At 60.3% G+C, this 16,178-nt stretch carries 13 protein-coding genes; 2 read left to right on the forward strand and 11 right to left on the reverse strand.

What is annotated here, in order from left to right; genetic code table 11:
• Nucleotide 1 precedes the first annotated feature (1 nt).
• The 10 genes from flgK to PMI03_RS25110 form a co-directional block, all read right to left on the reverse strand.
• The gene (flgK, locus tag PMI03_RS25065; protein ID WP_007700184.1) at nucleotides 2-1,477 is read right to left on the reverse strand and encodes a flagellar hook-associated protein FlgK; all 1,476 of its coding nucleotides are present in this window, start codon (nucleotides 1,475-1,477) and stop codon (nucleotides 2-4) included.
• A gap of 24 nt (nucleotides 1,478-1,501) precedes the next feature.
• The gene (locus tag PMI03_RS25070) at nucleotides 1,502-2,779 is read right to left on the reverse strand and encodes a flagellar hook protein FlgE (protein ID WP_007700185.1); all 1,278 of its coding nucleotides are present in this window, start codon (nucleotides 2,777-2,779) and stop codon (nucleotides 1,502-1,504) included.
• A 281-nt stretch (nucleotides 2,780-3,060) separates the two neighbouring features.
• On the reverse strand, nucleotides 3,061-3,732 hold the full coding sequence (gene rem / locus PMI03_RS25075) for a transcriptional activator Rem (protein WP_007700189.1): 672 nt from the start codon (nucleotides 3,730-3,732) through the stop codon (nucleotides 3,061-3,063).
• 279 nt (nucleotides 3,733-4,011) lie between these two features.
• On the reverse strand, nucleotides 4,012-4,584 hold the full coding sequence (locus PMI03_RS25080) for a transglycosylase SLT domain-containing protein (RefSeq protein WP_080515853.1): 573 nt from the start codon (nucleotides 4,582-4,584) through the stop codon (nucleotides 4,012-4,014).
• Nucleotides 4,547-6,154 (reverse strand): flagellar hook-length control protein FliK, encoded by a 1,608-nt coding sequence (locus tag PMI03_RS25085; protein WP_007700194.1) that lies wholly within the window; start codon nucleotides 6,152-6,154, stop codon nucleotides 4,547-4,549. Before PMI03_RS25085 ends, PMI03_RS25080 begins: the two co-directional genes overlap by 38 nt.
• Before the next feature lie 6 nt (nucleotides 6,155-6,160).
• The gene (gene motC, locus PMI03_RS25090) at nucleotides 6,161-7,462 is read right to left on the reverse strand and encodes a chemotaxis protein MotC (protein WP_007700196.1); all 1,302 of its coding nucleotides are present in this window, start codon (nucleotides 7,460-7,462) and stop codon (nucleotides 6,161-6,163) included.
• A gap of 3 nt (nucleotides 7,463-7,465) precedes the next feature.
• On the reverse strand, nucleotides 7,466-8,824 hold the full coding sequence (locus PMI03_RS25095; protein WP_007700199.1) for a MotB family protein: 1,359 nt from the start codon (nucleotides 8,822-8,824) through the stop codon (nucleotides 7,466-7,468).
• Entirely contained in the window at nucleotides 8,821-9,453 is a 633-nt protein-coding gene (locus PMI03_RS25100) for a hypothetical protein (RefSeq protein WP_007700201.1), read from the reverse strand. Before PMI03_RS25100 ends, PMI03_RS25095 begins: the two co-directional genes overlap by 4 nt.
• A gap of 249 nt (nucleotides 9,454-9,702) precedes the next feature.
• A complete protein-coding gene (locus PMI03_RS25105) occupies nucleotides 9,703-10,680 on the reverse strand; it encodes a flagellin (RefSeq protein ID WP_007700204.1) in 978 nt (325 codons plus the stop codon).
• Between the two features lie 261 nt (nucleotides 10,681-10,941).
• The gene (locus tag PMI03_RS25110) at nucleotides 10,942-11,862 is read right to left on the reverse strand and encodes a flagellin (RefSeq protein WP_007700207.1); all 921 of its coding nucleotides are present in this window, start codon (nucleotides 11,860-11,862) and stop codon (nucleotides 10,942-10,944) included.
• A 310-nt stretch (nucleotides 11,863-12,172) separates the two neighbouring features.
• Here PMI03_RS25110 and PMI03_RS25115 point away from each other — a divergent pair, with 310 nt between their 5' ends.
• On the forward strand, nucleotides 12,173-13,660 hold the full coding sequence (locus tag PMI03_RS25115; protein WP_007700210.1) for a pyridoxal-dependent decarboxylase: 1,488 nt from the start codon (nucleotides 12,173-12,175) through the stop codon (nucleotides 13,658-13,660).
• The gene (locus tag PMI03_RS25120) at nucleotides 13,654-14,898 is read left to right on the forward strand and encodes a RimK family alpha-L-glutamate ligase (protein WP_007700213.1); all 1,245 of its coding nucleotides are present in this window, start codon (nucleotides 13,654-13,656) and stop codon (nucleotides 14,896-14,898) included. Before PMI03_RS25115 ends, PMI03_RS25120 begins: the two co-directional genes overlap by 7 nt.
• Before the next feature lie 96 nt (nucleotides 14,899-14,994).
• On the opposite strand, the gene PMI03_RS25125 is transcribed toward PMI03_RS25120, so the two are convergent.
• Entirely contained in the window at nucleotides 14,995-15,900 is a 906-nt protein-coding gene (locus PMI03_RS25125) for a flagellin (RefSeq protein WP_007700216.1), read from the reverse strand.
• Between the last annotated feature and the right edge of the window lie 278 nt (nucleotides 15,901-16,178).

The following is a 16,178-nucleotide window of genomic DNA, read 5'->3' on the forward strand; positions in this document are numbered from 1 at the left end:
CTTAGCTCGCAATATCCAGTACCGATTGAAGCATCTCGTTGACGGCATTCAATATTTTGGTTCCCGCCTTGTAGGACTGCTCGATATCCATCATCAGCGTCAGCTCCTCGTCGAGGTTGACGCCAGTCTCGTTCGAATAGGCGGTCGAGGAGCGCGAAAGCGCCGCCGAGGTATTTTCCGCCGCTGTCGTTGCAGTGCTGCGTTGGCCTTCAAGCCAACCGATGGAAGACGACGCGTAATCCATGAGGCTGGCACTGGCGTCGGAACCAGCGGTCGGATCGAAGTCCATTTTCGTGCTCATGCCGGTGATGTAGGCATCAAGCTGATCGGAATAGCCGCTGGCGCCGGTGGTATTGACGACATAGTCGGAACCGTTGATACCCCCATCGCGCAGGAGCGTCGGGTCGCCGGTCTGGGTCGAGGTGGTCAGCAGCGCCGGATTGACCGCAATCGAGCCGGCCATGCCAGTGACCACGGTAGCGCTGTCGGGAACCGTGCCGCCGCTCCAGGTGAACAGGCCGGGCGCCGTGGTGGAGTCGGTCTGGTTGGTTTCCGCAAACGTCGTCACCAGGCCGCGCGCGATCTCGTCGAGCTGCTTCTGGTAGGTCGGAGCGACGTCGTCGCGAACCTGCAGCGACGCCTGAAGGCTGCCCTGCGCCGTCGTGCTCGCACCCTGCCCCGCCGTGAGCGCGACCCCGTCTATATAGACGTTGTTGCCGGATATACTGGCCGTATAGGACGTCGTCGGAGTGAAGGTCACCGAGCGCGGGATCGTCTCGAACAGCGTCGCGCCGCCGGTGGTGTAAAGTGCCACGTCGTTGTTGTCGCGGGTTACCGTCGTGACGCCGACGATCTGCGAAATCTGCTTCAGGATCGAATCGCGCTGGTCGAGCGCATCGGAAAGGGTCGTCGACGTGGGACTGGAAGCCGCGGTCGCACTCTTGACCGCGTCATTCGCCGTCTGGAACTGATTCAACAAACCGTTCAGCGTATCGACATCCGACGCGATCTGCTTGTCGGCATCGGTGCGAACGCTCTGAACCGCCGTAGTGGCGTTATTCAGCGCGGTTGCGAGGCTCTGCGCCGCATTGACGGCGGATTGCGCCGCCGTCGAGCTGGACGGCGAGCTCGCATAGGTCTGCATCGCCGTCTGCAAATTCGACAGGTAGGTGGCCGGCGCAACCTCGTTGTCGTTGCCGCCGAGCGTTGCGGATTGAAGGCTGGTATAGGCCTTCAGCAGACTTTGCTGTGCCGCATCGCTCGACGTGCTGGAGAGGAACGTCTTCTGCAGGGCCGGCTCATTGGCGCGGGCGATCTTCACGACCTGCGCGCCAGACATGTCGGTCGTCAGCATCGCTTGGCGACGGGAATAATCCGTATTGCCAGCATTGGCGATATTGTTCGACACGACACTGCTTTGCGTGCCGCTATTGTTGAATATCGCTTGCGCGTTGTTGAGAGCTGTAGTGAGCGACATGACTGACCCGGTACCCTATCGTGTTTAACGCTGCAGGTTGACGAGAACGTCCAGAAGGTCGGAACCAGCCTGGAACACCTTGGAATTTGCGGTGTAGCTCTTCTGCGCAGTGATCATGTTTGTCAGCTCGGTGGCGAGGTCGACGTTGGATTCTTCCAGCGCGCCGGACTGAATGTAGCCCAACCCCCCACTCTGCGGCCAACCGGTGACCGTGACGCCGGAGTCGCCATTGGCTGAATAGACGTTGCCGCTTTCCAGCGTCAGGCTGTCGGGGCTTGCCACCGTCGCCAGTGGAATGCGGTAGAGTTCCTTGGTCGAACTGTCCTTGTAGACCGCGCTGACCGTACCGTCCTTGGCGATCGTGACGCTTGTCACCGGATTGGGAGCCTGACCGTCCATCTTGCCCGTGGCGCTGAAGTCGGTGGCAACCTGGGTGAAGCCTGTCATATCCATCGCGATGCTCTGCGTCGTCGATCCGCTCGTGAAGCTGAGGTCGAACGTTCCGCCAGATACCAGGGCGCCGTCGTCGTCAAACGTCATTTCCGTGCTGCCGACGGCGGCGCTGCTATAAAGAGGACCACCAGACGTCGGGCTGGCGACCAGATCAGCCTGATTGTAGACCTGCACGTCCCAGGTGTTATCAGCTGTCTTGGTATAGTAGATGTCGAAGGTGACGGCATTGCCCTGGCTGTCGTAACCCGTGATCGAACTCTTGCTGGTGTCGGTTGTCACCGGATACGTATTTTCAGACGGCAGATAACCGGTCGAACTGCTGGTCGCGATTGTAGCATTCGAATTGAGGTTACCCGTCATGCTGCCGACTGTCGTCGCAGCCACGCTTGTGCCACTCGGCGTGACATTGATCGGCACCATACCGCTAAAACCGTTGACGACCACCGACGGGGCGCCGGAGGCACTGGAATAACCCATCAGCGTGAAACCGGCGGCATTGACCAAGTTGCCGGAAGCATCAGCCGAGAAGTCGCCCGAGCGGGTCAGGAACGTTTGCCCGGCGGCGCTCTGGACGACGAAGAAGCCGTTGCCCTGGATGGCGAGGTCGGTGCTCGATGTGGTGGCGGACACAGTGCCCTGCTGCGAGATCGCATAGCGAACCGTCGTCTCGACGCCACCGGAATTGTAGTTGCCGCTGGAAGACGGCAACACGAGGGACGAGAAGCTCGTCGACGCTTGTTTGTAGCCAGTCGTGCTGGAGTTGGCGATATTGTCAGAAACAGTCGCCAGACGGTTCGCCTGGGCATTCATCCCTGAGATCGCGGTTTTCATGCTGCCGAAAATGCTCATCTGGAATCCTCGTTATTCCTTATAGGGCTGAGAGTAGGGACCGGGCCTTGCGTGAAGCTGTCTGAAAAGAGGAAAAGCCGATCGTCCTGAAACAGCGTCTCGAATTTTGCCGCGTACCCCGCTGGAATGCCTGAAGAACTGGGAATGGTAAGCATTAACGCACATTCTGGCAGGCGCGTTTTAAGCCGAGGTCGAGGTCGTGAAAAAGCCCGAGAATCGGAAGATTCTCGGGCTCGTTCATTCGTCTCAAGGCGCCATCGCGCCAAGCCTCGGTGGACGCATCAAGTCCAATCGATGCAGTAGCCGAGGAAGCGCTTGGAATCGACCGGATCGAAACCGAGCCTCTTGCGCAACTTCTTGCGCAGCTTGGAGATGTGGCTTTCGACGACGTTCTCTTCGACCTCTTCGTCGAAAATGCCATAGATCGCGTTGAAGATCTGCGTCTTGGTCACGCGCCGACCGCGGTTGGAAATCAGATATTCCAGGATACGCCGCTCGCGCCGTGGCAAAGCGAAGACCTCGCCATTGACCTCCGGATCACGGCCATCCGAGAAAACGCGGATGGGGCCGATATCGGTGTAGTTGGAGATCGCCTTCAGCCTGCGACGGATCGCTGCCGCACGGGCCAGGATTTCTCTTGGATGCACCGGCTTGCGCACGACATCGTCGACGCCGCAGTCAAAGAGTGCCAGCGTCGATTCAAGCGATGGTTGATCACTGACGGCGATGACCGGTGCAGCCGAACGGTCGCGAATCGCCCGAGGCAATTCGTGCACGTGCTGGCCCTGTCCGATCAGGAATGCCTCGACCGCAGCAATATCGCCATCCGCGGCCGTCACAACCCATTCGCCGAATTCCCGGGGATCAAACCCCGTCGACGGGATACCTTCCCGTCCAAAAAGTGAAGTATAGCCGTCCTTAACGAGCTCGCGCTCATCAACCACTACGATCATTCGTCCGCCTCCGAATCAGTGTGGTGTTTCGATGACCTATGGGTACGAATCGGGCGAATCACGAACAACTGTCGGAAATGAGTGACGGGAATTAATAATTGATTAAGATTTAGGGTGCGATTTGCACTAGATGTAGTGGCTAATCTTGAATTTCCACCTAAAAAAAATTGTTAATTAGCACATTATGAATATACGCTATTCATCTCATTCGGCCGCTGTCAACCATGCGAAGGCGGATAGCTGCGGCGACAATATGACGGCATGCAATCTATAGGTTGCTCAATCGTGACAAAAGTTTGCTGCGTTGGGCGTCCATTTTCCGTAGCCGGTGGCCACCAGATTGGCGATGACGCGGCAAACATAGACCTTCTGAGCGGGGTCGTTGTTCGGCCCGGCATGGTATCGTGCTACCGCCATCGTCCAGGTCTCATGCCTGTCATGAAGGGCTCGGAGAAACTTTGCGGCGTATTCGACATTGCTATGGGGATCGAACATAGCGGCGACGGATGCGAAATTCTCTCCGTGAAAATACTGATTGATCTGCATGCAGCCGATGTCGATTAATTTTGCGCCGTTCTGTTTTGCGGCTGCGAAGGTCAGCAAGGCAGCGTTTTGAGACGCCGGAAAATACGGTTTGCCTTCGATGTTGAGTGCGTAAGGATAGAGTGACCCCTTGCGTCCCGTCTCCGTCAGGCCGACCGAATAGAGGATCCCTTCCGGTATCCCGTACTTAGCCGCAGCCGACTGGATCTCGCGTTCGCAAAGGCCGGCCGCGCCATTATCCGGCGACGCCGCATTTCCCGACGCAAGGGCGTCAGAGGTAAACGTCGCCAGAGCGCAGACGCTGAGCATAGCCCGCAGCACTGTCATCCACGCCGCGTTCGCCCGTGCTGCGATTGCCGTCATTGCCATTTGCCTGCTGCCCCGAATAGTTCTGTCCCTTTGGCCGTGCGTCCCCACCCTGTCCCTGATTCATCAAGGATTGCTGTTGAGACTGCCCCTGGAAACCGGATTGCCGGTTGCTGTCCGACGACTGATCGCCGCTCGCGGCCATGGTGACGGTGATGCTATCGACCTGATAGCCTTGGGCGCGCAGGGCATCGACCATGTGGCTCTGATCGGCGTGGAGCTGGCGGTAAGCCTCTCCGGTCTGCACCTTCAGATCGACGCTCAACTGATCGCCCGAAAGCCGCATGGTCGCGGTGACTTCGCCGAGGTTGTTGGGATTGAGCTGAATCTTCAATGTGTTGACGACCTTGCCGGTGCTCGTCCAGCTCGCCGCATTGGCGAGCGCCGAGCCCGGCTGCATGGCCCCTGACCAATCCTTGTTTCCGCCAAGGACGGAGGTGACGAGTGCCGAATTGGAATTGGCCGCAAGACCGAGATAGCGGCGGGAATCGAGGACCGTGACGGTCTGCGCGTTGCCGCCGCCCGATAGCGTGATGTCGGCCTGCGCCGTGTCATCGCTGCCCTTGATCACCGACATGTCGAGCGAACCACCACGCCCATCGGCACGCACCAGCCGGAAGGTCTGTGCCGCCGCCGTATCGTCGCCGGCGCTCGGAAGGGCTGCCATGGTATCCTCGGCGTCCGCCGACGCATCCTTCGTCGCCACATTGGCAACCTTCGGCAGGGACTGATCGGGCGCTGCTTGCGTTTTCACGTCAGTTCCAGTGAAGACAGCCGCCGCGTTCTGCGGCGCGACCGCCGTCTGCTGCGCATTCAAGAGCGACAGCACGTCCGATACGGCACTGCCGGTTTGAGCGCTCTGCGTCGGCAATGACTTACCATCATCGGTCACCGCCGGAGTTTTTCCGGCCTTGACGGGCGTCGTTTTGCCGCCGCCGTCGGTCTCCGCAGACGGATCGTCAACGACAACTGCCGCCAATTGCCCGGCGAGATCATCGAGCTGATCGGCAGCCAGAGCCTGGGGCTGCGCCGCATCCGCATCACCGGCTGTCTTGGTCGCATCGGCTGTTGCGGTGTCGTCGGGGACTGCCTGCTGGAGATCCATCAGCGATTTGGAGAGATTGGCCGCACTCGCTTCTTGCGGAAACTTGGTGCCGACCGGTGGCTTGGCGCCCTTGGGCAGCGTTGCGGGATTGGTAAGGTTCGCCAGGGACGGGTCGATCATCTCGGCGCCGGTATCAATACTATCCCCCGTGGCGGAGGCGATCATAGCAAGATCAGTGGGCTGGGTAGCAGCGCCGTCCGCGTTGATATCAGCATCGGCACCCGGCTCAACCGTGCCTGCATCGCCATTGGCATTCGCGCCGGACTTGCTTCCGTTGCCGAGCGAGCTGGTCAGCGCATCCTGGAATCCCTTGCCGGCGCCGTCATCCTGCTTTGCCGAACGTCCACCCTTGGCGACAGCAATGAGATCGGCCCCGGACGGGGCACTGGAGATACCGATATCCTGCATGATCAATTACTTTCCTGCTTTCAACAGGCCGTCGATGGCATCAAGCTTCGAGCGGCTCGTCGTGACGAATGCGTTGAACGAAGGATCGGCCTCCTGCCTTCCTTCCTCCGGGGTGTGAGCCGCATTCACCGCGGCTCCCGCCTCAACACCCGCCGTGCCGGGGGATTGGGCCCCGGATTGGTTCGTCACAGCAGCATCGTGTTCAGTATGTTCTTGATTAAGCAGATTAAGCGGCGAGCCTTGCTTCAGGCTTGTCGGGTCGGGCGCGCGCAGAATCTCATCCGCCACCAACCTGGCAGCTTCGCGCAAAGCGCGGTCCTGCTGGTTCAATTCACCGGCGGGCATCTGATCAATTTTGCGGATCGCCGTTCCCATATTGGGTGTCGATACCCCGGCAACGCCGCCATAGAAGCCCGCCAGCGCGCTGAACGCATCGCTGCCGTCATTGGTGATGGCCTGGGCGCGGCCGGAGGCGAGCGCTGCAAGATCGGCCTTGCCGGCGATGGCGGCACGGCGCGCCATGCGCAGATAGACTTCCCGCTGCCGTGGCGGGTCCATGAAGGACAGGATATCGATGATGTCCTGCTGCTTGACGTCCGCATCATGATCGACGACGAGCTGGACGAAGAGATCGGCGAACTGGCTGGCATAGGGCGAGTGCAGGAAACGCCGCGTGTAGCGCGCCGCATAGCCAAGCCCCTGCGGTACCATGCCGGCATCGGCGCTCAGCGCCAGGGAGCGGCGCAGGGCCGATTCCTCGACAATGGTGCCCGGCGACGCCAGACGCGCCCAATCGTAAAGCTTCAGGGCTTCCTTCGGATTCTTGGCGGACATGACATTGGCGGCGACAAGCGAGAGATAGGGACCGATCTTCTTGTCGCGATATTCCCTGGCGATATCGGCAAGCGTGTTGACCACCAGCAGTCCCTTGCCGTTCAGATATTTCCGAAGGACATCGGCAACGCGATTGTCGAAATTGCCGTTGACGTCGCGCGACATCAGATATTCCAGCGTATCCGGATTGCCGCCGCTCATCGCGTAGATCAGCGCGGCATCGACGTTGCGGCTATCGTCGAAGACGGACTTGTCCGCGTTGCGCAGGCGTTCGTCGATGGTCGACAGCATGAAACGCTGCATCTCGCCGGCCGAACTGTCGCCCGCCACCACGGAATCCTGGATGAATTCGAGCGAGCGCAATATCTTGTAGGGCGGCAGGCCATCCTGGCTCTCGGCGCGAAGCCCCCCCGGCATGAGCATGCCGAGGGTGAACGCAAGCGCGAGGCGATGACGATGCTGAATGCGCGCCATGAACTATCCCTGTTTGCCCTGGGTTTGCTTGCCCTGGCCCGGCTTGCCGGCGCCCGGCGTCGTCGGGGCCTGGCCACCTGACTGGTCCTTGGCATCCTCGATCAGAATCTCGATGCGGCGGTTGGCGTCGTTGAAGGGATCGTTGGGCAGCTTTAGGCGGCGATCCGCAAAGCCGGAAACCTGCTCGATCCGCTTCTCGTCCAGCCCGGTACTGGTGAGCATGTAATAGGCGCTCTGGGCACGATCGAGCGACAGACGCCAATTGTCGTTGTGACCGCCGACCATATAGGGCCGGCCGTCGGTATGGCCGCGGATCAGGATCACGCCCTTGCGATTGGCCAGGATCTTGCCGATCTTCCCCATTGCCAGCACCATTTCCCGGCGCGGCACGGCCGAGCCGATGTTGAACATCGGATCATTGGACTGGTCGGAAATCGTCACGAGAAGACCGCCCTCGGCCGATGCGACCTGAACGCCCTCGGCCAATTGGCCGGCAACACCGCTGATCTCGGCCTGGATCGCCTGCTGCAGCTCCTTGGCGCTCTGCTGCTGGTCTTTGGGTGGTGCGATGTCCTTGCTCTGCGTCGCCGAGGAAATTTTTTCATCAGCGCCCTGCCCCTTCTGCCGCTGGTCGCTCAGCGTCGGCTGGTCTTCCGGCGTCTGGGGCTTGTCGGTCGGCTCACCGGAATCGGCAGCTGTGGCCTTGGAGAGAGCGATCACTTCGCCCTTCGCCGACTGATCGGATTTGGCAGCCTGTTCTTCGTTCGCCTTCTTCGAGGCGCTGGAAACCTGAACCTGCTTGGTCCAGAAATCGGGATCGAACGGATCGCGATAGGCTTGGCCGCCATCTGCGCCAGTCGCCGGACCCGACTGGGCGGCTCCGCCCTCGCCCTTGGCGCTGACATTGGCCTGCTGGCCGACCTGCTGGGCGATCTCGGCCAGAACCGAATAGGGATTTTCGAAGAAATCGGCTTCGGAATAGCTGGTCTGGTCGCCCGAGGTCGAGGTCTGATCCTCGCCGGTCTTGGCCGACTTGCCGTTGTTCGGATTGGTTTCCTCGTTCTGCGACTTCGCCTCGTTCTTCTTCCCATCGGCCTGATCGACGGGCTTTTTCAGCCCCTTCTCAGTCGGCTTTTCGTCGGCGAGCTTGATCGGATTGAAATAGGAGGCGACCGAGGCCTTGGTCTCTTCGTTTGCGGCATTCACCAGCCACATCACCAGGAAGAAGGCCATCATCGCCGTCATGAAGTCGGCATATGCGATCTTCCAGGCGCCGCCATGGCCGCCTTCATGCTCGTTGGCACCATGCCGCTTGACGATGATGATCTCGTGCTTGCCTTGATTTTGATCGCCATCATTCATTTCAGTATCTCTCTCAGGCTAGCGGCCCAGGCGGACATGCGGGTCACGAGGACGCTCTCGCCGATCGTCACGGAGAGATCGACATCGTCGGCCTCGACATGGCGCAGCAGGGCGCCATGATCGTCGAGACGAGCATGGAGGATATCGAAGAGATGGCGGGGGCCGCTGACGGTCACCGGGCCGACGGCGCCATCGAGAATGGATGCGGCCACCAGATCGGCAAGATCGGCGACAGCCTTGGCCGTCAGCGCTTCCGTCATGATCGGCGCAAGCACGGCGGCGGCTTCGATGCTGACCGTCTGTCCAAGTATGGTGGCGATCTGCGTCATATCAGCGGCGATCCTTTCGGCGGCCTGTTCCTCGTATCGAGTGCGAAGCGTGTCCATCTCGCCTCGGTGGGCTTCGGCCATCGCCTCGAGCGCCTGCTGTTGCCTCAGTAACAATTCCTGTGTCGCAGCCTCATGGCCCTGCGCATAGGCGTCACGGCGCTCGGCTTCGATATCGATCGGCGGTTCCACGGGACTGTCGAGAAAGGCCGGCGTCTCGTCGAAAATCAAGTCCGGGAGAGCGGCGGACGGGGGCAATTCCGCACTGAAATCCTTGAGATAGCGGGATAGCGTCGGGCTCATGAGAACATTCCCTCGCCTTTGCCGGCCGAAAGCCGCAAGTGGATGCCTCGACAGGCCCGTTGAATTCCCATGCTCAAAACGTCGATCATCACGCTTCCGGTTTCCGTCCTGCGGCCGCACCCTCCCGGCCTGACGCCGACCGTCTCCGGGATAAGGTGCAACCCTGCCATTGCGAGGGACCGTAGGGGGTCAAACTTGTGCGAGGATGAATGCGGCAGGCGCGGCGACCCTCGCCGCGCCAATGCAAAATCAGCTCGACTGCAGGAGGATCAGCACCTTGCTCGCCATGGTATTGGCAATCGACAGCGACTGGATACCCATCTGCTGTGCCGTCTGCAGCGCGCTTTGACGTGCCGAGGCCTCTTCCATATTGGTATCGACAAGATCGCCGACGCTGGTCTTGATGCCATCGCTAAGCTTCGAGATGTAGTCCGACTGATCGTCGATACGCGACTTCATCACGCCCAGCGTCGAATCCGCAGATGTCACCGACGTCAAAATCGAGTTGGTGACATTGATCATGTCGGTCAGTTCGGCATCCGTGGTGCTGTCGGAAATAGAGATCTCAGTGCCATCGGTCGGAGCCGTACCGGAATCGGCGGCCAGGAGGTAGTAGTTGCGGGCTGTCGACGTGCCATCTGAAGTGCCCAGCGTGTTGGCATCGATATTCTTCGTCAGCAGTCCGCGGCTCGCATCGGCGGTATCGATCATCAGGGTCTGCGAACTGTCGTAGTTGATCGACACCAGGCTGATCTGCCCACTCGAACCGCGCGTGAAATTGCTGATCACCGATTTCTGGGTGTCGGCCTGCGTACTGGTATTATAGAGCCAGTTTTCCCCGGAGAAGGCGGCGGATTGCGTCACCGATTGCAGTTGATCCTTGAGCTGCTGAATATCGGTGTTGACCGCGCTCTTGTCCGTGCCCGCTTCCTGCGCCGATACGAGCTTGGCGCGGATCTGGCTTACGATGCTGACAACCGTGTCCATGGCGGTGGAAGCGGTGTCGACCTTCGAGGCGCCAAGACCAAGTGCGTCGGTGATGGTGGAAAGGCTGCTCTGGTCCGAGCGCATGGTCGTCGCCATCGACCAATAGGTCGGGTCATCACTCGCGCTTCCCACGCGAAAGCCGGATGTCACCTGTTGCTGCACGACGCCAAGATCTTTGTTGACTCCACGCAACACAGTCAGCGCCGCCGAGGTGGCGCGGTTCGTCGTCACATTGCTCATCTGAAAACCCGTAATTCCATTGGGACTGGCAAACCGGACCAAACCGGCAGCAACGATCGGCCTCATGCCCGCCAGCGGGAATGATCCCCACGCGGCCCGTCGCTCAAGCAGGGCCTTGAAACGGCTCCGACCAAATCGGTCGGACGCCAAGCCCTGCGCAGATATTGCAAATCAGTTACCCAACAGGGTTAGCAAAAGCTTATGGGCGGCGGCAAGAAAGAAATGCCGCCGCCGGATCGCGACGCAAGCTTCGGTCAAGGCTTACTTAAAGAGCGCGAGAACGTTCTGCGCGCTGCTATTGGCGATCTGCAGCGACTGGATGGCCAACTGCTGCTGTGTCTGCAATGCTGTAAGTTTGCTCGATTCCTCTTCCATATTGGCATCGACAAGCTTGCCGACGCCAGAATCGATTGTGTCGCTGAGCGCAGAGACAAAGCTCGTCTGCAGGTCGATGCGGGTCGACAGAGAACCGAGCTGCGAAGCCGTGCTGGTCATCGTGTTGAGAGCCGATTGTACCAGGTTCATCGCCTGGGCGATATCACCGCTCGTCATGTCGGTGATATCGAGGCTGAAGACGGAGTATGATGTGCCGTTGATGTCCTGCTTCGTGCCGAGGATGCCAGACGTCGTGTCGATCGTGCCGCTGGCGTCGGCACCGAACATGACGTTGCCCGCCGATCCCGTATCGAACGAGTAGCTGGTGCTGTTGACCGCGACCGAACCGTCATTGTTGCGGACAAAGGACGATACGACCGATGCGGACGCGCCGTCGGCGGCGATCATCCAGTTCTGTCCGGAGAAGGATGCGGACTGCGCAATGCTCTCGAGCTGCTGCTGAAGCTGCGAGATTTCTTCCTGGACGTCAGCCTTGTCGACACTGTTTTCCGTTGCCGCGACAAGCTTGTCCTTGATCTGCTGGACGATGGTGATGGAATTGTCCATGGCCGTATAGGCGGTATCGACCTTGGCGGCGCCGAGGCCGAGCGCGTCGGAGACGGCCGAGAGCGCGCTGTTGTCGGAACGCATCGTGGTCGCGATCGACCAGTAGGCGGCGTTATCCGAAGCCTTGGCGACACGATAGCCGGAGGAAACCCGGTTCTGTGTATCTTCCAGGTTGGTGCTGATCGAGCGCAGAGTCTGGAGGGCGGACATTGCCGCGTCATTGGTCAGGATGCTTGTCATCGAAGGGTGCCCCTTATGGCTGAAATGGGAAGGGACATTCCGGTCTGCGGCCGGGAACGGCAATCAGCGTCATGCCTGTTAACCGGCTCTTAGGAGAGGTTAACCAACCGTTGCGTTAGTCGCAAATGACAGCATCAGGCTTAACAAAGAGTTAATGCACGCCCGAAAAGTTAACGAACATTACCGCGCATAGGCTTGCCGACAGGAAGCCGAACAAGCGGATGGCCGCCGGGCAAGCCCTTCAGGTCAGCTTCGCGCCATCTTGGGCGGCGTAAGATTACAGGCATAGTCAGTAAGGCGCGGAGTCGAGATGTTAGATTTGCAAGGCGGCGGATTGTCGGGGGAGGACCCTCGCCAACGGACGAGCCTCGACCCCGATGGCTGGCAGGCCCTGCGCCGGCAAGGCCACCGGATGCTCGATGACATGCTCGACCATCTGGAAACGCTTGCCGAAAAGCCCGTCTGGCAACCGGCGCCACCGTCGGCGCGCGCGCTCTTCAATGCTCCCCTGCCTATCGAGCCCACAGAACTCACCGATGTCCACGCCACCTTCCGCGATAATGTCCTGCCCTATGGCAGCGGCAATATCCATTCGGGATTCATGGGCTGGGTGCAGGGCGGCGGAACGGTTGTCGGCATGCTGGCGGAGATGCTGGCCGGGGGATTGAACGCCAACCTCGGCGGACGCGACCACATGCCGATCGAGGTCGAGCGCCAGATCATCCGGTGGACGCAGCAGATATTCTCATTTCCGGACACCGCCGGCGGGGTCTTTTTGACCGGCGCCTCTCAGGCCAATTTTGTCGCCCTGCTGCTCGCAAAAACGAGAAAGCTCGGCACCGGCGTCCGCGCGAAAGGGCTTCCCGGCGAACCGCGGCTCATGGCCTACGCCTCGAGTGAAGTGCATGGCTGCGTACCCCGCGCGGTCGAGATGTCCGGCATCGGCAGCGATCATCTCAGGCGCATCCCGGTCAACGCCGCCGGTCAGATCGACATCGAAGCCCTCGAGCGCACCATCATTCGTGACAAGCAAGAGGGACATGCGCCCTTTCTGCTCGTCGGAACGGCGGGAACGGTGAATACGGGTGCCGTCGACGATCTTATCGCCCTGCGGCGCATCGCCGACGCCCATGATCTGCATTTCCACGTCGACGGTGCATTGGGGGCGCTGGGTATTCTCTGCGACGATCTCGCGCATCTGTTCACGGGCATCGAGTCCTGCGATTCGCTCGCATTCGATTTCCACAAATGGGGCCAGGTGCCCTATGACGCCGGCTTCCTCCTCGTGCGGGACAGCGCCTGGCAGCGCCAGACATTTGCCTCGGAGGCCGCCTATCTCAGCCGCGCGGCCACGGGCCTGGCGGGCGGCGACTGGTGGCCCTGCGACTACGGTCCCGACCTGTCGCGCGGGTTTCGCGCGCTCAAGACCTGGTTCACCCTGAAGACCTACGGCATCAAGGCGCTGGCGGATTCGATGGCCGCCAACTGCACTCTTGCGCGCAATCTCGCCCATAGGATCGAGCAGGAACCCACTCTGCGGCTGCTCGCCCCAGTCGCCCTCAACATCGTCTGCTTCGCCTATGTAGGCCCGACCGGCGATGCGCCGGCGGAGATCAACGCGCGGATCGTCGAACATCTCCACGCCGAAGGACGCGTCGCCCCGTCCCTGACCCATATCAACGGACAACCGGCTATCCGCGCGGCAATCGTGAACCACCGCACGCGGCAGACGGATATCGACGCGCTGATCCAGGGCGTCTTGAAACTCGGTTCCCGACAGGATTTGCTCCCATGCTGATGACACGCAGCCTTGCTGCCGACCACACCCCCGAGACCGCCGAAAACTCCAGCCAAATCATCGGAATGCAGAAGATCGTCTCGCTTATCTATGCCGGCGGCGACGTGGCGCCGATGTGGAACGAGCTGACGCAGCGCATCCGCGCTGACGCCACCGATGCCGCCGCCTTGTTCGACCTGGCGACGATCCTGCAAACCATGGGTCGCGCCGATGAAGCGCGCCAGATGTTCCGGAGCGCGGTGGATCTGAGGCAGGATTTTTGCGTGGTTCACGGAAATGGACAGGGGCCGCGATTGCTGGCCTTTGTGACGCCGGGCGATTTCATGGCGAACACACCGCTGGATTTCCTCCTGGTCGACAGCGACTGCGTTCTCTGGCTGCATTATGTGGATGCCGAGACGACTGAGCTTGGCGATTTGCCGGCACACGACGTCGCCTTCATGGCGATCGGCGAATCCACCGAGAATGCCCCTGTGCTTGAACGGATGCGGACGTTGCTGGCCGATTTCGACGGCCCTATCATGAACGATGACCCCGAGCTGGTCAGCCGGCTGACGCGCGATGGCGTGAGCGCCATGCTGGCCGGCGAGCCCTCTATTCTGTCGCCAAGCACCTATCGCGTGTCGCGCGAGGATCTTGTCGCCGTCGGCGCAGGCACGAAGCCGCTCTATAAATGTGCCCCTGGGCTTACCTTCCCGCTCGTCGTTCGGCCGATCAGCACCCATGCCGGCCATGGAATGGACCGCATTGCCGACCCCTCGGGATTGTCGGCCTGGCTCGAAACGCAGCCGGTTCCGGAGATCTACGTCGCGCCCTTCATCGATTTCCGCGGCACGGACGGCTTGTACAACAAGCAGCGCATCGTGTTCATCCAGGGCAAGGCTTTCGCCAGCCACATGGCGCTGTCCGAGCATTGGATCGTGCACTATCTCAGCGCCGGCATGGCGGAAAGCCCGGCAAAACGGGCGGTCGAGCAGGCGTGGATGGAGGATTTCGACACTGATTTCGCGATCCGTCACAAGGATGGTTTCGACGCACTTTACCGTCGCATCGGGCTCGATTACTTCGGCATCGACTGCGCGGAACTTGCCGACGGGCGTCTGCTGGTGTTCGAACTCGACGTGGCAATGGTCGTCCACAACATGGATAGCGTTACCACCTATCCCTATAAGCAGGTGGCCATGCGCAAGCTGTTCGATGCCTTCATCGCCGCACTGCGGAACAAGGCGGCAGGTTAAGCCCCCTGCCCCAAAAGAAAAACCGCGCCTCCAGGGAAGGCGCGGTGAACTTTTTGCTTGGCTGTTGCCACCGGCGCGGAGCGCCGGTCCTTCCGCTTAACGGAAGAGCGACAGGATCGACTGGCTCGAAGAGTTGGCGATCGAGAGCGACTGGACGGCCAGCTGCTGCTGCGTCTGCAGAGCGGAAAGCTTGCTGGATTCTTCTTCCATGTCTGCATCGACCAGCTTGCCAACGCCCGATTCGATCGAGTCGGAGAGCGAGGAAGCAAAGCTCGTCTGCAGGTCGATGCGGGTCGAGATCGAGCCCAGGCGCGAACCCATGCTGGTCATGGAGTTCAGAGCGGTCTGAACCATGTCGAGAGCGCTGGAGATCTGGCCGCCGGTCATGCCGGTGATATCCAGGCTGAACACCGAGTAGGAACCGGTGACAGTACCGAGAATGCCCGAAGCAGTGTCGATCGTGCCGGAGTTCGCACCGAACAGAACGTTGCCGGTTGCGCCGGAGTCGAACGCGTAGGACGTGGTGCTGACCGAAACGGTGCCGTTGGTGCCGCGGATGAACGAGGAAACGACCGAAGCGGAGTCGCCGCTGGCAGCCATGACCCAGTTCTCGCCGTTGAACGAAGCGGACTGAGCGACGCTCTTGAGCTGTGCCTGAAGCTGGCCGATTTCTTCCTGAACGGACGACTTGTCAACCGAATCTTCCATGGCGGTGACAAGCTTGGACTTGATCTGGCTGACGATGTCGAGAGCGCTGGTGACGGCAGTGGTTGCCGTGTCGACCTTGGCAGCACCGAGGCCGAGGGCGTCGGAAACGGCGCCGATGGCGCTATCGTCGGACTTCATCGAGGTGGCGATCGACCAATAGGCGGCGTTGTCGGAAGCCTTGGAGATGCGCAGGCCGGACGAAACGGCGTTCTGCGTGCTTTCGAGATTGCTGTTGATGCCGCGCAGCGTCTGGAGAGCGGCTGTTGCTGCATTGTTGGTAAGAATGCTCGTCATAGTATTTGCCCCTTTGGCAGTGGTTAAATAAGGGACATTCCGGACCTAAAAACCGGTAACGGCATTCAGCATCATGCCTGTTAACCCCATTTGGTTATGGTTAACTCGCCGTTTCAATGGCTCTAGAAAACAGCAATATAGTTAAGAAAATCTGAACCATGAAACAGCAAAAAATATAAAAAAAACCGCGCCTTAGACAGGCGCGGTTAACTCATTGTTTAGGAATTTCGGCTGGCGTGGAGCGCCAGTCCTACTTCTTAACGGAAGAGCGACAGGAT

The sequence above is a fragment of the Rhizobium sp. AP16 genome (assembly GCF_000281735.1).
Lineage (GTDB): Bacteria > Pseudomonadota > Alphaproteobacteria > Rhizobiales > Rhizobiaceae > Rhizobium > Rhizobium rhizogenes.